The organism is Acidithrix sp. C25 (assembly GCF_904848545.2).
In genome coordinates this window covers 533,051-557,760 of sequence record NZ_CAJHCI020000003.1, presented here as the reverse complement: position 1 = coordinate 557,760, position 24,710 = coordinate 533,051, and the positions used below count along the sequence as shown (strand labels likewise).

Sequence of the window (24,710 nt, the reverse complement as noted above, 5' to 3'; positions counted from 1 at the left end):
AATTTAAATCAAACAGCGTCAACCAATAGGAGGACCAGCCATGTCAAACAACAATCCACTTCATCCAACAACCGACCGCTTTGACCCAAATCGACGAATCAAGGCACCCACCGGCAACAAGTTGACCTGTAAAAACTGGTTAAGTGAGGCCGCCTACCGAATGATTCAAAACAACCTAGATGACCAAGTGGCTGAACATCCCCAAGAGCTGATCGTCTATGGAGGGATCGGTCGAGCAGCTAGGAACTGGCAATGTTACGATGAAATACTCGAACGACTAGTGGATCTAGAAGAAGATGAAACCCTGCTCGTACAGAGTGGAAAACCTGTAGCTGTCTTCAAAACACATGCCGACTCCCCGCGAGTTTTGATTGCCAACTCAAATCTTGTCGGCCATTGGGCAACTTGGGAGCACTTTTCAGAACTCGACAAGCGCGGATTGATGATGTATGGGCAGATGACGGCTGGAAGCTGGATCTACATAGGCAGCCAAGGAATTGTTCAAGGAACTTACGAGACCTTCTTTGCCATTGCAAATCAACACTTCTTGGGAGACGCCTCCGGTCGCTGGGTCCTTACCGCTGGTTTAGGCGGGATGGGCGGCGCACAGCCATTGGCGGCGACGATGGCTGGCTTCTGCATGATTGCTGTTGAATGCGATGAATCACGCATAGATATGAGAATTGCAAGTAGATACCTCGATAAAAAAGCGATGGGGATCGACGAAGCAATTGAGATGCTAAATAGCGCGATAGCAGCTAAAGAGGTGATCTCCATTGGCCTAGTAGGAAACGCAGCCTCGATCTATAACGAACTTTACGATAGAGGTATCCTGCCTGATGTGGTAACCGACCAGACCAGCGCCCATGACCCAGTAAATGGCTATCTGCCAATGGGATGGACCCTTTCGCAGTGGCGTGAGGGCGCAAAGCAGGAGCCCGAGCGAGTCAGAGATGCAGCTGTAGCCTCTATGGCTCATCAGGTCTCGGCAATGCTAAAGTTCATGGATGCCGGGGTAGCAGCGGTGGATTATGGAAATAACATAAGACAGATGGCTCTAGAATATGGAGTAAAGCGAGCCTTTGACTTTCCTGGTTTTGTCCCAGCGTATATACGGCCCCTCTTTTGCGAAGGTTACGGTCCTTTCCGCTGGGTAGCGCTCTCGGGCGATCCCAATGACATCTATAAGACAGACCAAAAGGTAAAGGAGCTCATTCCAAACGATCGCCACCTCCACCACTGGCTCGATATGGCTCGTGAAAAGATCGCCTTCCAAGGGCTACCGGCAAGAATCTGCTGGGTCGGGGTCGAAGATCGATACCGTCTTGGCATGGCCTTCAACGAAATGGTCACATCAGGCGAGCTTTCTGCGCCAATTGTAATTGGCAGGGACCACCTAGATACAGGTTCTGTTGCTAGCCCAAACCGCGAAACCGAGGCGATGGCTGATGGAAGTGATGCGGTTGCAGACTGGCCACTTCTCAATGCGATGTCCGCCGTCGCTGGGGGCGCCACTTGGGTCTCAATGCATCACGGAGGAGGCGTGGGAATAGGTTTCTCTCAACATTCCGGCGTCGTGATTGTAGCAGACGGAACAGATGCTGCAAAGAGACGAATCGAAAGAGTTCTCTTCAACGACCCCGCAATCGGAGTCGTCCGCCATGCAGATGCAGGATACGAATCTGCAATTCAAAGCGCAAAGAAAAACAATATTCGACTGCCAATGATCGATCGTGCCTCCAAAAGCGGTTCAAGGTGATGACTCCAGCCAAAGTTCTAAGGAATGCCACCGTCGTGAACACCTCGGTAGAGGGTGGCTATGACTTTGAGAGAAATGTCACCCTGATCCTAAAAGATGGAGAAATCAAGGCGATCGTTGACGATCAAGGCCTCATCGAAGCACTCTCAGACTCTCCAATTGAGGCTGAGATTGATTGCCAAGGTCGCATCGTAACACCGGGATTGATCGACTGCCATAGCCATCTAATCTATGGCGGTAATCGAATTGACGAATTTAATGCCCGCATGGCTGGAGCCACCTACGCCGAGATCGCACTCGGCGGTGGTGGAATCAAACAAACAGTAGAGATGACCCGGTCAGCCTCTTTTGACGACCTTTACGAAGGTGCCAAGGCTCGGATGAAGACAATGGCCTCCTATGGCCTTACAACGCTAGAGATAAAATCGGGCTATGGCCTTGAATTTGAAACCGAGAAAAAGATGCTATCTGTCGCAAGAAAATTAGATGGATATCTTGGAATTACGATAACCTCGACATACCTTGGCGCCCACAGCATTCCAAAGGAGTTCGAAGGAGATGCTGGCGGATACTTAGACCAGATCCTAAACCACGATCTACCGGAGATGATAGCCCTTGGTCTCTGTGACGCTGTTGATATCTTTTGCGAATCAATTGCATTCGACACCCTGGCGACAAAGCAACTTCTAGGTGCTGCAAAGTCGCTAGGTGTTGGAGTGAAAGCCCACGCGGAACAACTCACATCGACAGATGGCACAGCCGTCGTCGTCGACTTGGGGGGATTAAGCGTCGATCACTTGGAGTATATCTCGGATGAATCAATTGCGAAACTCGCTAACTCAAAGACCGTAGCAGTGGTTCTTCCAGGCGCCTACTACTTTCTGAGAGAAAAAAAGGCCCCTCCTGTTGACAAATTGATCAAAAACAAGATTCCAATTGCCATAGCAACCGATCATAACCCCGGAACATCCCCACTCTACTCACTTTTATTGGCCATGAATATGAGTGCTGTCCTTTTTGGACTCACCCCCTCATATGCATTGCGATCTACGACCAAAAATGCAGCAATGGCCTTGGGCTTTAGGGACCGAGGTGAGATCGCTCCAGGTTTGCGAGGAGACCTAGCCATATGGGATCTCGAAGATCCAAACGAACTCACTTATCAAATCGGCGGCTCACCTTTATGGGGAAGAGTTGCCAACGGAGAGATCTATGTTCAGCATCGCTTCTAACCCTCCCCTTTCAGGCCGAGATGACCTCATCGAATCACCGATCGCTCTGCGTGCCCACCAAGTGATAACCGCTTGTTCAATCAAGGAGATGAAACCATCTTCAGTGGCACTAGTCGGCTTCGCATGCGACAAAGGGGTAGAGGCCAACCATGGACGAATAGGTGCAAGAAACGGACCATTTGCCATTCGCGAACAGCTTGGCAACTTAGCCTGGCATAGCAACCGGTCTTGTTACTACCTAGGTGACGTTATCACCAAGGACGAATCCCTCGAAGAGCTTCAGATCCAACTAGCCGACAAGGTATGCGAACTACTGGGCCACGATATTATCCCTATCGTTCTAGGTGGTGGTCATGAGGTCGCTCGTGGATCACATCTCGGCGTCATAAAAGCAAATCAATCAGACACCACTTTGACCAACTTAGCAATTGTGAACTTCGATGCCCATTTCGACCTTCGAAAGTCCAAGGTGGCCTCATCCGGTACGCCATTTTCTCAGATAGAACAAGATCGAAGGGGTCAAAACCTCGACTTTAGCTACTTTGTCCTCGGAGTCTCAGAACCTTCAAATACCCAAGCCCTCTTTGAGAGAGCTGCCGAACTAAACTGCTCGTACATTTTAGATTTCGACTTCGATTCAATAACCAACCACCAAGTCATAGAGATGGTCGAGCCTTTCGACGCAATTCATCTATCTATTGATTTAGACGTCCTACAAGCATCAGTAATGCCCGCAGTCTCAGCCCCAGCAAGCTACGGTGTCACTCTTTTTAGTTTAGAACGACTTATCCGAGCCTTACTTGCCACCAAAAAAGTACGTCTCGTAGAATTGGCAGAGCTAAACCCTACGTATGATATCGACAATCACGGAGCCAAAATAGCATCGCGGTTAATTCATACGATAGTGCATAACCTACCGAATTCACGGTGGAGCCCGTTATCGCAAGGATCCTAGACGATACCGAAATCTGATCCCCGAGGGCTAGGAAGCTCCCTCGGCAACCACCACGTCAAATAGAGACTTTGTGATCTCACCAACAAGGCGAGCATCGTCAATTGGTCTTCCCAATGAATCCACTACATAAAAGGTGTCGACTACGTCATCACCGATGGTGATGACTTTCGCATGCAGGATATCTAACCCTTTTGATGCTATCTCAAAGGTCAAACGGTGAAGAGTTCCAAGGCCATCGGGACCACAAACCTCTATAACTGTGGCCCGATCAGAAAAGTCGTCGTGGACAGTAACCCTTGGCGGTATCTTAGCGCTCTCGGCCACCTTGCGCTTTTTGGCAGCGCTCTTAGACTTCTCATTCAAACGCCCCTCAAGGTAAGTGGGATCGACCAGACATTTTCTAAGCTCGTTCTCAAACTTAGTCCAATTGGGTTCACGCCCATAAGGGCTAATCACCCTAAGTCGCTCTAATGCAATCACACCCTCGGAAAATACATCTGCCGACAGAATGCTGAGGTTCAATAGCGCCATCGTACCAGTCACCTTTGCAAAGAGGCCGACTTCGTCTGAGGCTGCTATCCAGATCTGGTTTCCTTGACTATGGATCAAAAGATCGCCATCAAATTTGGCTATCAAATCCAGTTCCAGCTCACCTAACTGATTTGAATCGACCTTGATCGAACCGCCATCTAAATAGGCTCGAGTGGCCTCAGTCAGCTTATTGATCAACTCCTCCTTCCACAAAGACCACGCGACAGGTCCTGTAGCCTTTGAGTCGGCCTCTGTCAAGACTCTAAGTAGCTCTAACGTTGTAATATCGACCACCTTTTCTGCAACGTCTAGAATCGTCTTTGGATCGCCAATATCACGTCTAGTAGCAACATCTGCTAACAAAAGATGGTGCTCCACAAGGCGAACCACGATCTCACAGTCTTTCTTCGAAAGACCCATCCGAATCGCAATTTCTGCTGCGAGTGAGGCACCCTGTGATGAGTGATCCCTATCGAGTCCTTTGCCTATATCGTGCAACAGTGCTGCGACTATCAATAGGTCTGGACGCTTGACATTACGACGAAGTCGACCAGCGCCAACTCCCGCCTCGATGAGGTGGCGATCAACGGTATAGGTGTGGTAGGCGTTCCTCTGTGGAAGATAGCGAACCCTCTTCCACTCCGGTATCACCTTATCTAAAAGTCCGTAATGGTCGAGGCGTTCCATAACCGCTATCGAAGCTTCGCCATAGGAGAGCAACGTGGTCAACGCCGTCAATGTAGCTGGCTCCCAAGGCTTATCGATAGTCCCAAGGCGTTCAGAACAAATCTCGAGGGCATCCACGCAAATGCCAAGACCCAAGGAAACCGATGCTGCCCCAATTCGAATAATCACCTGAGCATCAAAATCCGAAAGCGAAGCTGGGTCTATACAAATCTCACCGCCATGGGAAAAGACGCCTTTAGGTATCAACCCCCACGCGTCCCCAAGGTTCTTATAATTTACGCGTTTGGCATCTATGACCCTATAGGACTCCTCTAGTGCACGCGAGACAAAACGCCCTGCCTCTGAAATACGCCACATCAGTTCATCAGCGTCCCTAAAACCAAGTTGGGCACTTACGCTATCTTGATCCTGCAAAAAGAGTCGATTTTGCCCTCGGTCAGATCGCGCCTGAAGTACGTTTCGCACACGTAAAAGCAAGGTTGCGATCTCATCGACACGCCCTACAAAGACCTTGCGATCGGGGTCGGCTGCGACAAAATGGCGCAAAATAACGAGGTCTCGTAGCCCTCCATGTGCCTCTTTGATATCTGGCTCAAGCAAAAAGGCCAATTCACCCGACTCTACCCGTCGGGCTTCACCCTGTTGATGCATTATCACGCGATAGCGATCTAACCGAGAGGTAAATCGCTCCCAGATCTTTCGCTGTAGAGTCCTAAAGAGAACTTCGTCGCCATAGATCAATCGAGCATCCAGCATCCCCAAAAGAGCACGAGGATCGGACTCTGCGACTCGAAGTGCCTGAGCTACAGTTCGAACTGAATAGTCAAGGCCGACCCTTGAGTCCCAAATCGTATACCAAAGGGCTTCCGTCATGGCATCAACCGAGAGACGAGGCTTATGCAAAAGCAATATGTCAAGGTCAGAATTGATTGCAAGTTCACTTCGTCCATAGCCACCTATTGCAATGATCGCAACGCCCTGAAATCCCTCAGCCAGCCCAGCTACAAAGTGATCGGAGATGCCAGTCAGTTGGGCCATTGCCGTTGGATTTGACCAATCAGCTTGGCGCATCTTCGCACGTTCCGAGAGAAAGTTCTCTAAAAGAATTGACCGTGCCTCTGGGGTTCTCACTTTGGGCTCCAAAACATATTAAAAATGGGACGAATAAGCTTGAAAATCAATTGATCCCCTGAACTATTTGGCTAAATCTTACGACTCAGATTGAACCTAATCTACAAAGCGAGCCCAATCCATGCAAAGCATTTCAAAAGACCGCTCATGAACACCAAGATAAAAGGTGGAACGCTCAATACAGAGCGATCCACCTTTTATTCAAATACCCTGTATTACATACCTACTAAAACGTCTTCGAACTATCAAATCAGCTCTAAAGAGCGTCTGCTCCACGTTCGCCGGTTCTGACTCTCACGAGATCTTCCACGTTGACAACCCAGACTTTGCCATCTCCAATCTTGTCGGTCCTAGCCGCTTCCACCATCAGGTCAACGATCTCGGTTGCCGCTTCATCAGATACGACAACCTCTACCTTCAACTTCGGTACGAATTGCGTCTGATATTCAGCACCACGATAGACCTCGGTGTGGCCGCTTTGGCGTCCGTATCCCTGAACCTCGGAGACCGTCATACCCTTTACATCGGCCTTCGAAAGAGCATTTCTGACATCCTCTAGTTTGAAAGGCTTCACAATCGCAACTATCAATTTCATAGGATTTCACCAATCTTTCTAGTTGATACAATTGGCTCTTCCTTTGAGGCTACCGAAAGATGGGCCGAAGATGAGCCACTTCCGGAGAGGCTTCGAAGCAAAGACCCACCGAACTCATATGCAGATTCTGCATGGAGCGAAGTATCCATACCCTCAAGCTCATCGTCATCCTTGACCCTGAGGCCCATGGTCTTATCAATGATCTTCGCGAGGATCCAAGAGACCACGAAGGAGTAAATTCCAACTACCACAACGGCGATAGCTTGATGGCCAAGAAGAGCAAGGCCGCCACCGTAGAAGAGACCGTTCACTCCACCAATCGTTGAAGTTCCGAAAAAGCCGATCAAAAGCGCTCCGGTAATTCCTCCGACCAAGTGAACCCCGCCAACATCCAAGGCGTCATCTAGGCGAACCTTGAACTTAAGGCTAATTGCCAACGAACAAATGACCCCGGCTGCCAAACCGATAATCGTTGCGCCAACCACATTGACGAATCCACAAGCTGGGGTTATGGCAACCAGACCTGCGACCGCTCCAGAGGCCGCACCCAAGGTGGTTGATTTGCCACCTCTTATCTTTTCAACCAAGATCCAACCCAACAGAGCCGCTGCGGTTGCGGTATTCGTGTTCACGAACGCGTTAGCGGAGAGAACATTGGCTCCGAGTGCCGAACCGGCATTGAATCCGAACCATCCAAACCACAAGATTCCAGCGCCCAAAAGCACAAACGGTACATTGTGCGGTGGCATTGGCTCCTTTGGCCAGCCTTTTCTCTTGCCGACAACCATTGCTACAGCTAAACCAGCAGCACCAGCATTGATGTGAACTACAGTTCCACCTGCGAAGTCCTCGGCTCCGAGTTTAAAGAGCCATCCTGTTGGAGAAAAGACCCAGTGCGCTACTGGGGCATAAACAATGATCGACCAGATCAAAACAAATACCACAAATGGTCCAAAGCGAAGGCGATCAGCTGTAGATCCAGTAATCAGAGCGGGCGTAATGACCGCGAACATCATCTGAAATATTACAAAGACAAGAGGCGGAATAGTCTGTGCCGATGCTCCTGTATAGCCTGGTACCGCTTGGGTCATATGAGCTAATCCAAAAAAGTGCAAGGTACCAATAATCCCATAACCGCCCCAGTCTGTGCCAAATGACATCGAATAGGTAAGAAAGACCCAGACAATACTTACAATGCCAATTACAACGTAATTTTGCATTAGCATTCCAAGAACGTTCTTAGACCTAACCATGCCACCATAAAAAAAGGCCAGCCCTGGAGTCATGAAAAGTACCAAAGCAGAGCTTGCCAAAATCCAGGCAGTATCTCCGGAATTGTAGTGCATTTTCCTCCTTATTATCCACAATCCCGCTTGGTTAGCTCAACGACCCTGTCGAACCAAAAAAGCGATTGGTGCCAACTTATGAGCATGATGTTTCGGGATCAATTCGACATTGTTACTTCTCTGTTACGGCGTTGCACAATAGTTGGTGATTAAAACCCCTTCTCGCACTTTGGCCAACAATGCCTCAAGTTAATAGGTTTGCACACCGAAGTGTAGATAAAGCGAGGAGGTGAGTATGACATCACTTGAACTTGAATCAAAGATCTTCAGAATGGGCTCAGCGCTTGGCTGTGTTACCCTGGAAGGAGGCGAAACTCTTGCACCCTGCGAGCTAGTTTCTGTAAGTGCTGGAAAGCATGGAACACTTTGGGTATCCAATCTGGGCGAAGACATCTTCGTCGAAGTTGCCAAGGTAAGATCCATATCGCCAATTGCGATATAACAAAAGGCTTCATACTTATCAAGTTTCGTAAGCAAGAGCCATTTTGGAGTCAGATTCGCGAAGTAGCGGATGGGGAGACGCAAACACACATGTATTGAGAAGTCGCTCTACCAAGGACATTTCAAAGCATACTTATCAAGTTTCGTAAGCAAGAGCCATTTTGGAATCAGATTCGCGGAGTAGCGGATGTGGAGACGCAAACACACATGTATTGAGAAGTCGCTCTACCAAGGACATTTCAAAGTGCCTTCGGTTGAATCGGTATGCGAATTCCTCGAGGTAAAGTTGCTTATGTTCCTCACGTCCGTGGTATGTTCCGTCGATAAATTTCTTGGAGTTTTCAATTTAGGATCTTGAGCCATTTGAATGTTACATGTGCTTGTTCGTCTTTGGATAGAGTGAACCCGTGCGCTAGTCCAAGGTCTTTCAGCACATACCCCGTAACTTGGGTTACCATCACTTATCAGCTTGGTGTCGGAATCTAAACGTCTCACAAAAACATCTTTGGGTGATTTAGCAGTGGTATCTTTGATTACTTCCATGAAGCAATGAGTAGGAGCACTATTGCTAATCGATACTCCAATTAGGACATTGGTTTGTTTTGTTCCCTTTCCTCTTTAGCCCTAGCCCTCAGAGTCCTTGCCGGAAAATCTACTACAGTCATATATAGGGCGAGGATAGAGGAGTCATGAAAAAGGTATACCCAAGAGAACAAAAGGAACGAGTGCTGAGGAAGCTCTTAGAGCTAGGCGATGGTGGAAATGCTCCAGAGGGTGCTATTACCGAGCTTTCTAATGCTGAAGGAATTCCACTCAATACGCTCTACACCTGGAACGCGTCACTGAAACGAACTGGTGCCGTTGGCAAGTTCTCAGTATCTGGGAATCCGTCGCTTACGCTCTCGTCGAAAGCAAAGTACGAGATTGTTTTTAGAACTGAATCCATGACCGAACTCGAACTTGGTACCTACCTGCGAGAACTTGGGATTCTATTCGAGGATCTCGATAGCTGGAAGGTGGCCGATCAAGAAGCCAATGACCGCTCTAGTATCGCCGCAATGCATAATCAATCAGGCAAAATGAGACACGATGTCGATTCAGACAAGATATCCAAAGTCACTATTTAGCAAATTCTCAATACTTTCACATCTTCAAGATAAAAGATGAAAGAGTTAGAAGTTAGCTGCCCGTCAAAGTTAAGACGTTAGGACGGTCTAAGCGAAAAGAGGAATAAATGCCTTGGGATAATGGTATGTACGGAGGCGGACCGAACATTGCTGGTGTATTCGGGGTCTTTGTAGTTTTATTTGCGCTGCTTGGCTGCGCGGCTTATCTCCTTTTGCGCAACTTCTCTTTAAGCTATCAATCGCAGGTTAACACAAGCCCCCCATTCGACCCAGAAGACCCCAAGGTTATCCTCGATAAACGATTTGCAAGTGGAGCAATGACCGAGGAGGAGTACCGACGAGCCGCAGAAGTTTTAGGCTATCAAATTCCGCGCCGATACAATTCACAAGGCACCATCGACACAGCTAGCTGAAGTCGGTCCACCTCTAAAATCTCCCCAAAAAAGTCCCCAACCCCAGAAAACACCCCAAAAAAACAAGCCGATCGCTTTACCCCTGTGATCGGCTTGTTTTTTTAATTGTTCCATGAAATGGCGAAAACCAGTGGTGGCTATTGAACTATCGTGTTGGAGAGGCGGCCCAAACCTTCAATTTCAACGCTGACCACGTCCCCGTCTGATAGGAATGCCGGAGGATTTTTACCGGCCCCAACGCCATCGGGTGTGCCAGTAAAAATTAGATCACCAGGTCTTAGTGTTACAAATCGTGATATGTAACTGACGATCTCCTCCACGCCAAAGATCAAATTCGAAGTTCTAGAGTCTTGAGCCACCTCACCGTTAATAAAACTCCTAATCGAAAGGTCCTTACCAAAATCAACGTCCTTAGCAGGCGTTAGATAGGGTCCCACTGGCGTCGCGCTCTCAAAGATTTTGCCCTGGAGAAACTGTGAAGATCGCCTTTGAAAGTCCCTTATAGAGGTATCGTTTCCAACACAAAAGCCAGCGACATATTCAAAGGAGCGAGATGGGTCTATGTCCTTGGCACTTTTCCCAATTACAATTACCATCTCAGCTTCGTAATCGATCGATGTCGTAATCGCAGGAATAGCGATATCCGAATAAGCTCCAGTCAAAGAGTCGGAGTATTTCGCAAAGAGGGTTGGATACTTAGGAAGCTCATGGCCCATCTCTTGAACGTGCGCAGAGTAGTTGAGGCCAAGGCAGATGACCTTTGTCGGATCCAAGACCAATGGAGCCAAAGCAGACGGGTCAAGTCCCTCGTTAAGTTGGCCCTGACGGGCTCTTGAAATCACCTCATCGATCTCAACTTCTGACCTTAGGATTGCACCTACATCGTCAAAATCGCAAAAATAAAATGAATCATCCTCACGAACGGCGATGGCTCGCGTTCCGTCTTGCACCCATATGGTCGCTAATCTTTCCATCATTATCATCCTAAATAAGTTAATTGCCAACCTCGATGAATGAAAATCTAGTAGAAAACGACCACCCAAATGCTCGAAATGGCCAATTGAAGATCCAGGGCGCAGATGTCATCGAAAATGAGCGACATTATCCTTGACAACACCTTTGAGCCTCTGACTAGATCGACAGCTATAATCGATCCCTATCGTCGATACTCGATCACCAAATATCAATCTATAGCCACACGCCTAAAACCCTCGCAACTCAGATGGGCCTCACAAATAACTGAGGCTTTGGATCGGTCACCCCATCTAATCCAGGTAACAAAGCAGCCTTAGAAAGAATATAAAGAGCCGGTCTTGTGCAAAGGAGATCGCCAAGGATAAAAAGACCGACGGAGAGATATCTCAGATGCAGCCTCTAGTGGTCATTGGTCTCCGAATTTACAGTGAACACAGGGCCTCAGATATTCCTCATCCATACCAGCGGAAAAGGCCGATTCGAAAGCCATAGCCATCAATCGGTGAAAAGGCTAAGCCCTAAAAAGTTCACCTACACTCATCAAAGAGCCCCAAAAAAAATCTCGGCAAACTTGAATAGATAATCAAATCACAAAAACGTTTACAAATCACACTCAATTACAAAACAATTTAATAATAACTACATTGCATCATGGACTAATAAAGCCTCATTGAGTCAAGGATTGCAAAAATTGACAGCGACGCAAAGCTCTTACGAACAACTCTTTAGAAGGCTCGGCTTCGGTGCCAGTCAATCCGAGATCTCATCGGCGATGTCAATTGGCTACCAAGCAACTGTAAATAAAACTGTACAAACAGCACTGAACTCACCCTCAAACTTTTTTGCGCCACAGCCAGGACCGCTGACTTCATTCGAAGAACTCCACGCCACGCTGCGTTCCCGCAATTTCACGAACATCAAAGCGCTCACGAAAAAGATTCACGGCGAGGAGTTGCCTGCCGCAATAAGCTGGTGGTTGAATCAGATGGCCAAATCTCAAACTCCATTGGTCGAAAAGATGACACTGATATGGCACGGCCACTTTGCGACCGCAATCAATAAAGTCGGCTTGACATCTTTGATGCTCAACCAGAACAACACCCTTAGGCAAAATGGGCTCGGTTCAATGGAAAAACTAGCCACCAGCGTCGCGCAAGTCCCGGCAATGATGATTTGGCTCGACACCTATCTCAGCAAAGCAACTCATCCAAATGAAAACTTTGGGCGCGAGCTAATGGAGAGATTTCTAATAGGAGTTGGAAACTACTCACAGAACGACGTAGTCGCCGCCTCTCGTGCATTTACCGGATGGGGCTTCAACCCAACCACATTGGCATTCGTTTTGAATAACAAACAACACGACAACGGCAGCAAGACCTTCCTTGGGAACACCGGAAACCTCAACGGAACGGACATAATCTCGATCATTCTGTCAAAACCTCAGGCTGCCCAATTCCTAGCCTCGCGCCTCTTTAGCTTTCTGGCATATCCAATCAAACCACGTGACCCAATAGCAATAAGGTTGGCTTCGACTTTCAATCCCTCAACTGGATCAATTGCACCTCTGGTGGCTTCGATCGCTACGTCCCCCGAATTCATAAGCCCCCAAGCTGCAAGTGGACTTGCAAAGCAACCGTCGGAATACCTAGGCGGAATTATGAGGGCGCTAAAAGTCAACATCTCAACTGCGCACTCCAACATTTTAATGGAGATTCTAAACCTTTTGGGTCAAGTACCATTTAATCCTCCAAACGTTGGGGGGTGGCCCCAAAACGCCTATTGGCTCTCAACCGTTACCGCCTCCACGCGAGCCAAGTAGCAAATATGATGGTCACTGCCGGCGACATCTCCCCCGTCTCTGACCTAAAACCCTCAGAGAGGGTAGATGGTACCTGTTCATTTCTTGGGATCTCAGATGCCTCACAATCTACAAAACAAGCCCTTGCGGCCTTAGTAAAAAAACCATAAGCTCTGGTGGCAATGGCACTTTGCTCCCCAGAATACACATCCAGCTGAACCGCTTGCAATACCGAGCAAAAGGAAGCAAAATGTCAACTTCAGGAGAACAGATCCACCTCTCTAGGCGAAAACTCATAGCTATCACCGGAACTGTTGGCGCTGGAGCTATCGTAGCGGGTGGCATTTACAGCCAGAATCAGCCTCACCCATTAAATGTTGTCATCAAGAGCCCAGCAAGCTCCGACAGAGTTCTTGTCATTGCAACACTGTATGGTGGAAATGATGCAATAAACACAGTAATTCCTTTTGAAGACCCAACCTATCAAAGCTCCCGAGGACCTCTAGCTCTCACAACCAGCGAAGTTAGTCCACTTGGCGCACAGGGCCTTTACCTCAACGGTGCGATGGTCAACACCCTTTCATTATGGAAAGAAAAAAAGGTGGCCATTATCCCAGGGGTTGGATACCCAAATCCAAATCTTTCACACTTTGTCTCAATGGATATTTGGCAATCTGGCTCCACCGACAACAATACATCAACGGGCTGGATTGGACGATATCTCGATGAGATCACAAACACTGACCCAATGACGGCCCTCTCAGTCGGATCATCGGTACCCCCACTTTGTGTGGGCGCCACGACACAAGCTAGCGCTGTAGCCTCACCCCTTGCGAGCCCAGATCCATTTGCCAGCTACGGTTCGGCCTATCTGGATATGGTAACGTCCAAGGAGCTCAACGGTGTGGGTCAATTGAGCGCTCAGGCTTCAAGCACTCTATTGAAATTGAACAGGGACATCTTGGCCCTAGGGGAAATCTCACAGAACCCAGGAACTAAAGTAAGCCCTACAACGATATCCGGTCAACTTGCAACAGTTGCTGACCTTTTAAATTCAGGTACTCCGACCAAGATCTTCACCGTTTCACAATCCGGATTCGACACTCATGCCAATGAAAAAGGCACTCAATTTGAAGATTTGAAGATTTTTGATAGCGCGATCTCTGGCTTTCTCTCGACCCTTCACCCCAAAATCGCAGACAACGTCGTGGTGGTCGCTTACTCGGAATTCGGAAGACGAGTTCAGGTCAATGCGAGCGGTGGCACCGACCATGGTACCGCCGGAGTCGTCTTTGTCTACGGGAATAGCGTCAAGGGCGGGCTGGCCGGAGAATACCCATCTCTTACCAATCTATCGGACGGAAATCTAAAGATTACAGTAGATTACCGTTCAATTTACGCGACCTTACTCGAAAACGTCCTTTCGCACGACTCAAAGACGATTCTAAATGGCAACTACCCAAAACTAAATATAATCAAAACCTAGAACTTCATCGAAGGCGCACACGGATCGAAGCGTGCAACCTAACGGTGGTCCAAGAACTCAGTATCACTACGCCGAAGTATTGCTTTCCGTCTCCAGACAAACAGATGGTATTAGGAGCAATTTTGCCCTATTCTTGGGGAAGAGATGCTAGAACCAATTAAAAAAATAGCCACGAGGAGTTCACATTGTCACAGCCTAAAATCAACCAGATCAATTTCTTCTTTGATCCAATATGTCCTTGGACCTTTGTTGCTTCCCAATGGATTCGCAATGTCGCCAACACGAAAGGAATACCGTTAGTCTTTAGACCCTTTTCGCTGCAAATAAAAAACAGCGACAAGACTCCAACGGAGCCATTTATCTCATACTTTAGGGCATCTCAGCCAACCCTAAGAATGGCAGCAAATCTTAGAAAGACAGATCCCGAGCATAACTTGCCCATCTCAGAACTCTATTGGGAATTTGCAAAAGAATTTCACTTGAACAATAATAAATTCGAGATCAACCCAGTTGAAATTGCCCTTAAAATCGGCCTCGATGAAGCAACCATTAAAGCTAAGGACGATGAAAGCCTCGATAGCTTTCTAAAGAAGGAGATGGACTATGCACTCAGCTTCACTGGTAACGATGTTGGCGTTCCGATAATTGTACTCGAAAACGAAACCTCTCAACGTGGATTCTTCGGGCCAATTCTTGGCCGAGTGCCAAATGAACAAGAGGGTATTGACCTATGGAATAGCTTAATCCACGTAGCGGAAATGGACTTCTTCTACGAAGCTAAACGAATTCGAGGCTCCGTAGTTGTTTCATGAAAGCATTTCAACCGTGACTGAAACTTTTTATTCGTATGAAAATAGCTTACACAGCTATTTTCAGTAGATCGACAAAAACAGATCGATGGCGCAAATTGCTTGTAAACTTGCAAGTAATTTGCGCTTTTTCTAATTCAATTCTTAAAAGCCCATCCTAATAAATAAATCACTGACAGCCGTAAATAATTTAAAAATTGCCCTCAAGTATCCTGGAAAATAACCCAATTAAAGAATCAAGACGCAATCAATAGATATTCGACTAAAAAAGATCGATAAAAAGTCAATCACTGACAAGCAGGCTTTCACAAAGCCAAACTTGTCAATTAGGGCCTTCGGGTACTTTGAAATATCTGATCCGTGGCGACATTTATAGATTGTGTCGAGATAGATCCCAGAAATAAACCTTTAGGGAGTCTATAGCCAGAAACCTTTGACTGAATGATTTTAGGAGACGACTTGAATCCTCTTAGCATCCATCCACAGTCGCTCCAGTGAATAAAAGTCTCTTGTCTCGGGCATGAATATATGTACAACAAAATCACTGTAATCCATCAAGACCCAAGAAGTATCGTTAAGTCCCTCAATGGATCGAGGAGCTATGCCAAATTCAACCTTGATCTTGGCCTCGACTTCTTCTGCTAGAGACCGAACCTGACGCGAATTGTTACCAGAGGCGATTACGAAGTAGTCACAAACCGTACTAAGCTCAGATATATCTAATATCGTGAGCTCCTCACCTTTTTTGTCAGACAGTGCTTCGCCTGCCACTAAGGCGGCTCTTAGTCCGTCAAAGTCCAATTTTTTCTGATCTTCCAGCAAGAATCCTCCGAAGTATACCTAATAATCTATTCTAGCATCACCCATGCAAACCGATTCAAGATACTGCGCGACAATATCTCAGCTATTTCGATAGATCCCTGACCGAGCTATGTAATCTATGGTCTCCCTAGACAAAAGAAAATCTAGCGGACGCCCATCTCTAACTCGAGCCCTGATGTCGGTCGAAGAGACGTCAAGTGCTGGAATTTCCACAAAGTCAGTACGCCAATAACGTTTAATAGAAGCGTCGATCCGAGTTCCCGGTCTATTCACAATTATCAATGAGACCATCTCCGATAGCGTCTCAGATCGTTCCCATGTATCCAAACCTCCAGCGGCATCGGCTCCTACCACCAAAAAAAGTTCAGAATTTGGATATTGTCGAGCGACCTCACGCACCGTGTCGATGGTATAGGACTGCCCGCCACGTCTTATCTCCATGTCGCTTGCTTCAAGGCCCTCGACCCCTGCAATAGCAGCCTTGACTATCTCGTATCTAGTCGTAGCTTCAGTGAGCGCTCGGGTTCCTTCTTTCTGCCACGGAACATTTGCCACCACCATGAGAACTTTATCCAATCGAGCCTGGGCTTTGGCATTCACCGCAGCGACAAGATGTCCAACATGGATTGGATCAAAGGTCCCACCAAAAATTCCTATTCGGGTGAGATTTTTATCTATGTGCAAATCTCTATTCACCTTGTAACGCTGCCACCACTGGCGCAAACTCCTCTAATTCATTTTGATGAATTACCCAATAGTTGAAACCATATTCGCGACGCCTTGCCAAAATAGTCTCGGCAACCTGATCAACGGTCCCGCTCAAGACGATTGGAATCTCTCGCGCCTCTTTCCCTGATATGCCAAATGCCGGGGCCATAGAGTCAATCCAGTCATTTGCATCCGGACCCACCTTAGCTATGAAGGAGAGGCACTGTAGGTCAACTTCACCTATGCGATCGCCCATATAGGAGTTGACCCATTTAAGTTTCTCATCAAAAGCATTCGGTCCAACCTCAGCAACCAAGCTAGGCCCCACAGCTCCAGATGCCAAGTTTACGTTGACTCCAACCACATCACCATGGCGAGAAGCGACCTCTAGCATCTTCTTGCCGCCTCCGCCCACTATCAGCTTTGGAGCCATTCCTTCTGGGATTGTAATAGTGCTAGCATTCTCCAACTGGTAGTACTCTCCAAAATAGCTAAAGGCAGAGCCCAAAAAGAGCCCCTTCATCACTATCAAAGCCTCTTCAAGGCGTGCGATTCTCTTGCTCGGTGAATCCATTGCAATGCCAGCTCTCTCGTAATCAGCCTTCATCCACCCGGCCCCTAAGCCAAACTCCAGTCGACCGCTGCTAATCACTGAAAGACAAGCGAGTTCCTGAGCCAAAACGACCGGGTGGCGATAGTCATTGCAAAAGACAAGTGCTCCCAAGGAGATCTCTTTGGTTCCAAGCGCAATGGCAGTTAGAGCAGATATCGGTGACCACTGATCGCCCCCAAGATGGTCAGGTAAAAAGATCGACGAAAAACCAAGGGCTTCAGCTCTTTGAGCAAGCTTCACCAAAGATTCAATATCGGTCGTCAATTCCGAAACTTGAACGCCAAACCTTAAATGCCGCACGAGGTTACCCTTCAGTCGCTTTTGGCCATATCCTATAAGTAGAAAATATCCAAAGCTTTATTATTTCACAATTGGAATCAACATGATGAATCCTAATTCCATGTCGAGGAAAGTTCGGAATATCTTATTAGAGGGTCAATTGCAAACGCCTGAAAATGCCGGAGGGCTTACTCAAAGAGCGGTTGACAAAAATATGGAACTTGGGTTAGAGGTAAATTAATATGGAGACATCGGTGTGGACGCCTGACTCGTGGAGGAGACTCCCGATCGCCCAACAACCCGATTGGGACGACCCGAGCGAATTAGACGCGGTAGAAAAAGAACTGGGCAGCTACGCGCCTTTAGTTTATCCTTCTGAGATTCGAGAGCTCCAAAGCCAGCTCGCTAAAGCGGCTAAGGGTCAAGCCTTCGTGCTCCAAGCTGGAGACTGCGCGGAGTCATTCAACGACTTTTCAGCCGACGTAGTAAGAAACAAGTTGCGAGTCATCTTGCAAATGGCAGTAGTTCTAACTTATTCATCAGGGGTTCCAGTAATCAAAGTTGGCCGGATAGCGGGCCAATTCGCAAAACCAAGATCCTCTCCGATGGAAAAAATCAACGGCCAACTGCTTCCGGTATTTCGAGGGCATATAGTAAACGACGATGAAGCCTCGATCGACGCAAGAAGACCCGACCCCAAAAGACTCCTCAGGGCCTACCATCAGTCGAGTGCCACCTTGAACCTACTGAGATCGTTGACACGCGGCGGCTTCTCAGACCTCTCCAGGGTGCACACCTGGAATCAAGAGTTCGTCGCATCATCAGCCGAAGGCCAAGCCTATGACGCGGTGGCCACTGAAATTGAGCGGGCTCTAAAGTTCATGGCCGCCTGTGGTATCGACCTTGAACGGGAAGAAACCCTTAGAAAAGTCGACTTTTGGACGTCACACGAGGCTCTTCTGCTTGGGTACGAATCGGCTATGACCAGATATGACCGGACCTCTAAAACCTATCTGGATCTTTCGTCGCATACAATTTGGATCGGCGAACGTACTCGCGAGCTCAATCATGCGCACATGGAATTCTTTAGCGGTATCTCTAATCCGATCGGTTGCAAGATAGGTCCAAGTGCAACACCAAAAGAAGTCATTGAAATCTGTGAAAAACTAAATCCCATGAGGATACCTGGCAGACTTAGCCTCGTCTCTCGAATGGGCTCAGAAAAGGTCCAATCAGTACTTCCCAAGCTGATAAGCGCGGTTCAACAAGCAAACCATCCCGTCATTTGGTCCTGTGATCCGATGCACGGAAACACATTTGTCTCAGAAAATGGCTTTAAAACTCGAAACCTAGAGCAAGTAATTGACGAGGTTAGGGGATTCTTTCTAGTGCATCGCTCCCTTGGCACATGGCCCGGAGGACTCCACGTGGAGCTCACCGGCGAAGACGTGACAGAATGTCTCGGTGGTTCAGCCACGGTAAACGAAGAGGACCTAGATACCGCCTACAACACTATCTGTGATCCAAGATTGAATGCTAGGCAGAGTTTAGATCTCGCCTACCGGGTTGCGGAGATGTTAATAGGTGACTGACACAGCCGACATGTTGTCACCATGAACACTTGGATGGTCATTTAATACTGCCACTCCGGGTGCTATTTCAGACCACTGCGCAACGACAAGCTATACACGTGATGGCACAGCCTGCCCAAAAATCACGAATTATTCCAGCTCAAATGGATTAATCATCGATTTAAACCGCTAGTAGGTTCAGTAATGTGCGCTTTGGTCGATACAAGCAACATAATAAAAACATCTCTGGGTGAGGTTTAAAGCGCTCGACTTCCTTCCTCAACCATGACAAAAGCAATTATCAACTTAGAAAATTGGATGCGGAGTTTCCACTATGACAAAGCTAAAGTACGCAAAAGCAATTATCGGCTCGTGCGCGCTGGTGGCAGGCGCTGGTCTAGCACAGGCATCCCCACACCACGTCCTTGGCCGGCTAGCAAGCCCACAAAAGCTGTTTCACACAGCAAAGCTCACGGCAGCAACAACGATATCCGGATACCGCCTAATCAGCGCAAACGGAACCGTCTATACACACGGTGGGGATCGATTTTTTGGGGATGCCCATACCCTTTCGCTTGCTGAACCAATTGTTGGTTCAGCGCCCACTCCAGATGGCCTTGGCTATTGGTTGGTCGCTTCTGACGGTGGGATATTTTCCTACGGGGATGCGGCCTTCTATGGCTCAACCGGTGCAATGAGACTCAATAAGCCAATAGTGGGGATGGCCTCGACACCAGATGGCAAGGGATATTGGTTGGTCGCCTCTGACGGTGGGATATTTTCCTTTGGGGATGCAGCCTTCTATGGCTCAACCGGTGCAATGACCCTAAATAAGCCAATAGTGGGGATGGCCTCGACACCAGATGGCAAGGGATATTGGTTGGTCGCCTCTGACGGTGGGATATTTTCCTTTGGGGATGCGGCCTTCCATGGCTCAACCGGTGCAATGACCCTAAATAAGCCAATAGTGGGGATGGCCTCGACACCAGATGGCAAGGGATATTGGTTGGTCGCCTCTGACGGTGGGATATTTTCCTTTGGGGATGCGGCCTTCCATGGCTCAACCGGTGCAATCAAACTCAATAAGCCGATAGTGGGCATGCAGGCAACGCCAACTGGAGCAGGATATTGGTTGGTCGCCTCTGACGGTGGGATATTTTCCTTTGGGGATGCCAGCTATTACGGATCCCAAGGCGGTTCACAACTAACTTCTCCAATCATTGGAATCAACACCTCGAACCAAACTGTGGCGACAGCCTCTGGGGCTACTGGCTTTGACGTTAGCAACTTCCAATGCGCCAGCACGGCATCTCCAGCCACTGGCACGTTCGCAATCATAGAAGTAAATGGCTGGCCATTTTCCGCCACCAATCCTTGTATTACCAAAGAAGCCTCCTGGGCGGGAAACAACTATCAGCTCTACACATTCTTAGCACTTCCGATTTCAGGAAACACGTCGAATCCCACCTGGAACCCATCCACCCCAACTACCGATTATTCTGTCGGGCCAAAGAGCACTACTGATATTGCATCTCAGGCTTACAACTATGGATACAACGCCGCAAAATATTCCTATGCGGCTGCCTCGAGCCAAGGAGCAACTTCCAACATATGGTGGATCGACGTTGAGGGTGCCACGAACTATTGGAGCCAGATTCCGTCCCTAAACGTAGCCGCTATACAAGGTGCCGCTGACTACCTAAGTTCGACCGGCGTTGTGGTCGGCCTTTACTCAGGGAATGCAGGGATGTACGCACAGATCACGACTGGCACAACCAGCGGAGCCGGGGCGATAATAGCGGGGGCAAAAGGTGGTCCAATACCCCTATGGTTCTACTCTGCAAGCGGAAGCGCCGCGTGTACAGCCACCACGAATCCATCGGGAAACCTAAATCCGTTCGCCGGAGGTATCCCTTGGTACATTCAAAGTCAGCTTCCAAACGGTATGGACGTAGACTACTCGTGCTAGGTTCCACACAGAGGGCGATCTAAGGCTACCCATAAATTTAGGCGCAAAGCAACGGTCTAGCTTGCATTGATAATTCGTGCCATTAGTTACATCTTGGAAAAGATACTTCAGTGGAAAAACTTGCAAAATAAGAGATTCCAAAGGTCCAAGCTAGGTCGTTAGCGCCAAGTGAATTTCAACAGTGGACTATTGCTGGCACCACTAAAGACTCTAAGGCAAGAAATTAGCGTACCTATCATTGAGATGGACAACCTACCACAGCTATCGATTAGGGCAAACATTGCAGTTCAATCTTATGTCGCAAAGCAAAAGCAAGTGAGCCACCACCGCACTCTTTAATATAAAGTGCCAATAAGTCAATAGAACCCTCATTATCCTCCTAAGATCGCAGTCGGAGGAGTTAGATGAAAAATAGAGTTATATCAGAGTCCATAGAAGTTAACACAAGCGCGTCAAACGTCTTTGATCTACTGGCCCAACCCAAAAAGCATTCAAGCTTCGACGGCTCGAATTCGGTGAAAGGTAACATCTCTGGACCAGACCGTCTCTACCTAGGAGCCAAATTCTCAATGTCAATGAAACTTGGAATTCCTTACCGTATTACAAATGAGGTCGTTGAATTCGAAGAGGGGCGCGTCATCGCTTGGCGCCATTGGGGCCATCACATTTGGCGCTATGAACTTTTAGAGCTAGATGCCTCCAGATGCAGGGTCACCGAAACGTTCGACTATCGCAACGCTAGGAGCCCAAAGATGCTCGAACTAACTAAAGCTCCAAAAACGAATCAAAGATCGATAATTGCCACCTTGAATCGTATAGCAAAACTTTACTCTTGAGGACTCCACTGTTTGAGGCCGGACAATAAGCTCTCTGTGCGAGCGATTGGTTGGGTGGTTGATAGATGGATAGATTGATTGCGTTTATCCAGCAATTTTATGGATATTCATGGATTCTAAGACATTACAACTAATAACAAATAATAGGCGATAAGACTGGCATCTTTCGCAATTGATAGTCATTGGGCGCATTTAAAGATTCAATAGATGGATTTGCCTCATCCCGATCTTTGAAATGTGTCATTACCTAGGAATATCGGTACTCAAAATGATTGATTATGACTAGCGCCATTGCAATTGATAGTAGACACCAAATCCTCAACCAAATTTCGCCCAGTCTATTATAATAATGGCAAGTCGACACTTCACAAAGACTCTTACAATCTCCTTGTCTATCAAGCGCTGCGGATCACATGGATCTCTTCGCATCTCAATTAATCCTGTTGATCGCCACAAAACCTATCTGGCGTGAACTGGATATATCTCTTGGATATTTGCACCTAAAAAGCTCGAAAGACGAGGGGTTCTAGCCCCCTCAATTGAGTCACGACAGACCAAAAGCGAATGAACGCTTGCGGTCTCAATGACGTATTGTTTGAGAGAGGTAACTCCGGTTCCCTTGCATATTGCATAAGCACTAGATATTGGACCTCGGTGCGTAAATACAAAGGTCGGACCTTCGCGTGCGTCCTGTCCCGCCGCCAAAAGTGCGTTACTAGCCTCCGCCAAAAGTTCTCCCAAGCAGAGGTCTACCCTGTCGTACATTTGCACGATTGACTCGCCACCCGGGCCAATCGCAGAGTCAATTTTGACCTCCACCAAGCTCAGGTTCGCCCATGCCTTACCATCGTCTTCTCCTGGATCTATCTCACAAAGGCCACAGAGGCGTTCTATGACACTTGGATCGATCCCAATCGCTAACTGAGCAGTCTGAGTTGTTCGCAAAATCGACGAGGCCACCACCCTTGAAGAAGAGATTGTAGAGAATTTCGAAGACAAAAATTCCCCTAGCTCAAGCGATTGAGTCATCCCAAATGAACTCAAGCCTCTACAGCCAAGATGTCCCCCAACAACCATATCCAAGGTGGATTGCGACTCCCCGTGACGAATCAAGATAAGCTCGATGAACCCTTTAGCCTTTTCCATCGCCCTCAAATACTCCCGGTCAAAGATTTCTAGGTTAGGTTCATAATCTTCAAGAAAACCTAACCTAGACGATCCACGAACTCTTCAAGCTGACGCAAATTCCGACATTCAACTACGCTGTCACAATATTTAGCGTACTCAGAGATGATCGAATCTCCAGAATTCCAATAGTTAGAGGGCTCTGGATTCAGCCAAAAAAGAGCTCTTGCATTTCTCCTAAGCTTGGCCAACAATTCCGCACGCGAGGAATGGTAATTGTTTCTGGCATCTCCCAAGATGATTATGGTCGACTTTTTATTAATCGATCTACCATATCGCTCTTCAAATTGCGACAGCGCATTTCCGTAGTCGGTATGGCCATCGATGTGAACAACATTGGCCTTGGTGTTTATATCTCGCAAAGCATCTTCGATGGAGGAGGCAGCATCGAAGTAGGCCGTAACCTCGTCACAAGCGTCGATGAAGACAAAACTCCTCACCTTCGAAAATTGCTCAGAGAGGGCGTAGACGAGTTGCAGCGCAAAACGAGCAAAGGACGAGACGGAGCCCGAAATGTCAGCAACGATAAATATCTCTGGCTTAGAGGGCCGTGGTGAACGAAACTTCAACGCCATAGGTACGCCGCCATAACCCAATGATTCGCGAAAGGTCTTGCGAAAATCTAAGCCGCCCTTATGGCCAAGGCGTCGTCGCCGAGCCAAACGTGCGGCAAGCTTGTTCGCGAGAGGATTTATCGCGTGGCGAATTTTAGCTATCTCATCACGGGATGCCTGCATGAATTCGATATCTTCTGGAAGCGTAGGTCGCATAGTCTTAGCAACCGCTCTGGCACCACGATCCTCAACTAATAGCTGGCGCACCTCGTCAGCGACTGCAGAGCGAAGATTGGATAATAGTTCTTGTAGATCGTTTTCAACGACTGCGTCTGACATCTTGCCACCATCTAAGTCGCCAGATCGCGCCTCTCGTAACGCATCGTAGATCATCTCGATATTTAGTTGCTTTAGGGTCCTGTAGGTATAGTAGACACCACTTACTGCGCGTCCTGGCTCCATACCTGCATATCTAGCTACCGCTCCGCGTGCCAAACGCGACAGCCGAGCACGATCATTCTCCAAAAGCGCCTTTATGATCCAACTGCGCAGTTCACCTCCGGAGTCCCCTTGGTCGCGCGCCCCTTGAATCTCCGATCCCTTGGAGTCGTCACCCTCGCCCTCATGGTCTGGGGCCAGACCATGAGGGTCTTCAATCTCCAAAGAAGACCTTGATCTCTTTGAAAAAAAGACATCAAAGATAAGGTCGAAGACTTCACTATGGGACTCATCCTTTACCAAGGTGGCATAAAGGGCAACCCGAAAGGAGCTTCTGTCGACTTCACCTATTGCCGATATTGCCCTACCTGCATCAACCACCTCAGTCATTGAAACGGGAACACCAGCAAGGCGCAAGGTCTCTGCAAAGTCTACGATCTGATCAAACAT

At 47.9% G+C, this 24,710-nt stretch carries 22 protein-coding genes and 1 pseudogene; 13 read left to right on the top strand and 10 right to left on the bottom strand.

Annotated features, from left to right (window positions below; genetic code table 11):
* Positions 1 to 40 precede the first annotated feature (40 nt).
* Genes hutU through hutG form a run of 3 tightly spaced genes read left to right on the top strand, consistent with a single transcriptional unit; the run spans position 41 to position 3,946 of the window.
* A complete protein-coding gene (hutU, locus tag ACIDITHRIX25_RS000000101495; RefSeq protein WP_052604068.1) occupies positions 41 to 1,759 on the top strand; it encodes a urocanate hydratase in 1,719 nt (572 codons plus the stop codon).
* Positions 1,759 to 2,991: an imidazolonepropionase gene (gene hutI, locus ACIDITHRIX25_RS000000101490; protein WP_201732032.1), complete on the top strand. Its 1,233-nt coding sequence runs from the start codon at positions 1,759 to 1,761 to the stop codon at positions 2,989 to 2,991. The genes hutU and hutI overlap by 1 nt, the downstream gene beginning before the upstream one ends.
* Positions 2,972 to 3,946: a formimidoylglutamase gene (gene hutG / locus ACIDITHRIX25_RS000000101485; protein ID WP_201732031.1), complete on the top strand. Its 975-nt coding sequence runs from the start codon at positions 2,972 to 2,974 to the stop codon at positions 3,944 to 3,946. Before hutI ends, hutG begins: the two co-directional genes overlap by 20 nt.
* A gap of 27 nt (positions 3,947 to 3,973) precedes the next feature.
* On the opposite strand, the gene ACIDITHRIX25_RS000000101480 is transcribed toward hutG, so the two are convergent.
* The 3 genes from ACIDITHRIX25_RS000000101480 to ACIDITHRIX25_RS000000101470 form a co-directional block, all read right to left on the bottom strand.
* Positions 3,974 to 6,295: a [protein-PII] uridylyltransferase gene (locus ACIDITHRIX25_RS000000101480; RefSeq protein ID WP_201732030.1), complete on the bottom strand. Its 2,322-nt coding sequence runs from the start codon at positions 6,293 to 6,295 to the stop codon at positions 3,974 to 3,976.
* A 256-nt stretch (positions 6,296 to 6,551) separates the two neighbouring features.
* On the bottom strand, positions 6,552 to 6,890 hold the full coding sequence (locus ACIDITHRIX25_RS000000101475) for a P-II family nitrogen regulator (RefSeq protein ID WP_052604072.1): 339 nt from the start codon (positions 6,888 to 6,890) through the stop codon (positions 6,552 to 6,554).
* Complete coding sequence (locus tag ACIDITHRIX25_RS000000101470; protein WP_052604073.1) at positions 6,887 to 8,236, bottom strand: ammonium transporter; 1,350 nt, start codon at positions 8,234 to 8,236, stop codon at positions 6,887 to 6,889. The genes ACIDITHRIX25_RS000000101475 and ACIDITHRIX25_RS000000101470 overlap by 4 nt, the downstream gene beginning before the upstream one ends.
* Before the next feature lie 235 nt (positions 8,237 to 8,471).
* Here ACIDITHRIX25_RS000000101470 and ACIDITHRIX25_RS000000101465 point away from each other — a divergent pair, with 235 nt between their 5' ends.
* Positions 8,472 to 8,678: a hypothetical protein gene (locus ACIDITHRIX25_RS000000101465; RefSeq protein WP_052604074.1), complete on the top strand. Its 207-nt coding sequence runs from the start codon at positions 8,472 to 8,474 to the stop codon at positions 8,676 to 8,678.
* Positions 8,679 to 8,813: 135 nt separating this feature from the next.
* Here ACIDITHRIX25_RS000000101465 and ACIDITHRIX25_RS000000101460 read toward each other — a convergent pair.
* Positions 8,814 to 9,295 (bottom strand): annotated as a pseudogene (locus tag ACIDITHRIX25_RS000000101460) (IS1595 family transposase); the annotation flags it as partial.
* A 71-nt stretch (positions 9,296 to 9,366) separates the two neighbouring features.
* On the opposite strand from ACIDITHRIX25_RS000000101460, the gene ACIDITHRIX25_RS000000101455 reads away from it, so the two are divergent.
* Together ACIDITHRIX25_RS000000101455 and ACIDITHRIX25_RS000000101450 are read left to right on the top strand one after the other, a co-directional pair.
* Complete coding sequence (locus tag ACIDITHRIX25_RS000000101455) at positions 9,367 to 9,804, top strand: hypothetical protein (protein WP_052604075.1); 438 nt, start codon at positions 9,367 to 9,369, stop codon at positions 9,802 to 9,804.
* A gap of 107 nt (positions 9,805 to 9,911) precedes the next feature.
* On the top strand, positions 9,912 to 10,217 hold the full coding sequence (locus tag ACIDITHRIX25_RS000000101450) for an SHOCT domain-containing protein (RefSeq protein ID WP_052604076.1): 306 nt from the start codon (positions 9,912 to 9,914) through the stop codon (positions 10,215 to 10,217).
* Positions 10,218 to 10,354: 137 nt separating this feature from the next.
* Here the strand turns inward: ACIDITHRIX25_RS000000101450 and ACIDITHRIX25_RS000000101445 are convergent, their stop codons facing one another.
* Positions 10,355 to 11,194: a fumarylacetoacetate hydrolase family protein gene (locus tag ACIDITHRIX25_RS000000101445; RefSeq protein WP_160291681.1), complete on the bottom strand. Its 840-nt coding sequence runs from the start codon at positions 11,192 to 11,194 to the stop codon at positions 10,355 to 10,357.
* Between the two features lie 689 nt (positions 11,195 to 11,883).
* Between ACIDITHRIX25_RS000000101445 and ACIDITHRIX25_RS000000101440 the strand changes: the two genes are divergently transcribed.
* From ACIDITHRIX25_RS000000101440 to ACIDITHRIX25_RS000000101425, 4 genes are all read left to right on the top strand, one after another.
* On the top strand, positions 11,884 to 13,011 hold the full coding sequence (locus ACIDITHRIX25_RS000000101440; RefSeq protein ID WP_201732029.1) for a DUF1800 domain-containing protein: 1,128 nt from the start codon (positions 11,884 to 11,886) through the stop codon (positions 13,009 to 13,011).
* A gap of 5 nt (positions 13,012 to 13,016) precedes the next feature.
* The gene (locus tag ACIDITHRIX25_RS000000101435) at positions 13,017 to 13,160 is read left to right on the top strand and encodes a hypothetical protein (RefSeq protein WP_201732028.1); all 144 of its coding nucleotides are present in this window, start codon (positions 13,017 to 13,019) and stop codon (positions 13,158 to 13,160) included.
* 80 nt (positions 13,161 to 13,240) lie between these two features.
* Positions 13,241 to 14,476, top strand: coding sequence for a DUF1501 domain-containing protein (locus ACIDITHRIX25_RS000000101430; protein WP_052604080.1), 1,236 nt, complete (start codon positions 13,241 to 13,243; stop codon positions 14,474 to 14,476).
* Between the two features lie 185 nt (positions 14,477 to 14,661).
* Positions 14,662 to 15,288 carry a mycothiol-dependent nitroreductase Rv2466c family protein gene (locus tag ACIDITHRIX25_RS000000101425; RefSeq protein WP_052604081.1) on the top strand — a complete coding sequence of 209 codons (627 nt, stop codon included), beginning with the start codon at positions 14,662 to 14,664 and terminating at the stop codon, positions 15,286 to 15,288.
* A 444-nt stretch (positions 15,289 to 15,732) separates the two neighbouring features.
* Here the strand turns inward: ACIDITHRIX25_RS000000101425 and rsfS are convergent, their stop codons facing one another.
* The 3 genes from rsfS to ACIDITHRIX25_RS000000101410 form a co-directional block, all read right to left on the bottom strand.
* Positions 15,733 to 16,107, bottom strand: a complete 375-nt coding sequence (gene rsfS, locus ACIDITHRIX25_RS000000101420) for a ribosome silencing factor (protein ID WP_052604082.1) — start codon at positions 16,105 to 16,107, stop codon at positions 15,733 to 15,735.
* Between the two features lie 78 nt (positions 16,108 to 16,185).
* Entirely contained in the window at positions 16,186 to 16,791 is a 606-nt protein-coding gene (gene nadD / locus ACIDITHRIX25_RS000000101415; RefSeq protein WP_160291682.1) for a nicotinate-nucleotide adenylyltransferase, read from the bottom strand.
* Between the two features lie 4 nt (positions 16,792 to 16,795).
* Positions 16,796 to 17,728, bottom strand: coding sequence for a TIGR03621 family F420-dependent LLM class oxidoreductase (locus tag ACIDITHRIX25_RS000000101410; protein WP_052604083.1), 933 nt, complete (start codon positions 17,726 to 17,728; stop codon positions 16,796 to 16,798).
* Between the two features lie 221 nt (positions 17,729 to 17,949).
* Here ACIDITHRIX25_RS000000101410 and ACIDITHRIX25_RS000000101405 point away from each other — a divergent pair, with 221 nt between their 5' ends.
* The 3 genes from ACIDITHRIX25_RS000000101405 (at position 17,950) to ACIDITHRIX25_RS000000101395 (ending at position 22,083) form a co-directional block, all read left to right on the top strand.
* Complete coding sequence (locus tag ACIDITHRIX25_RS000000101405; protein ID WP_052604084.1) at positions 17,950 to 19,299, top strand: class II 3-deoxy-7-phosphoheptulonate synthase; 1,350 nt, start codon at positions 17,950 to 17,952, stop codon at positions 19,297 to 19,299.
* Positions 19,300 to 19,612: 313 nt separating this feature from the next.
* Positions 19,613 to 21,247 (top strand): glycoside hydrolase family 25 domain-containing protein, encoded by a 1,635-nt coding sequence (locus ACIDITHRIX25_RS000000101400; protein ID WP_201732027.1) that lies wholly within the window; start codon positions 19,613 to 19,615, stop codon positions 21,245 to 21,247.
* A gap of 404 nt (positions 21,248 to 21,651) precedes the next feature.
* Positions 21,652 to 22,083: an SRPBCC family protein gene (locus ACIDITHRIX25_RS000000101395; protein ID WP_201732026.1), complete on the top strand. Its 432-nt coding sequence runs from the start codon at positions 21,652 to 21,654 to the stop codon at positions 22,081 to 22,083.
* A 459-nt stretch (positions 22,084 to 22,542) separates the two neighbouring features.
* On the opposite strand, the gene ACIDITHRIX25_RS000000101390 is transcribed toward ACIDITHRIX25_RS000000101395, so the two are convergent.
* Both ACIDITHRIX25_RS000000101390 and ACIDITHRIX25_RS000000101385 read right to left on the bottom strand, forming a co-directional pair.
* Positions 22,543 to 23,229, bottom strand: coding sequence for a histidine phosphatase family protein (locus ACIDITHRIX25_RS000000101390; RefSeq protein ID WP_201732025.1), 687 nt, complete (start codon positions 23,227 to 23,229; stop codon positions 22,543 to 22,545).
* Positions 23,230 to 23,288: 59 nt separating this feature from the next.
* Entirely contained in the window at positions 23,289 to 24,710 is a 1,422-nt protein-coding gene (locus ACIDITHRIX25_RS000000101385; protein ID WP_052604088.1) for a vWA domain-containing protein, read from the bottom strand.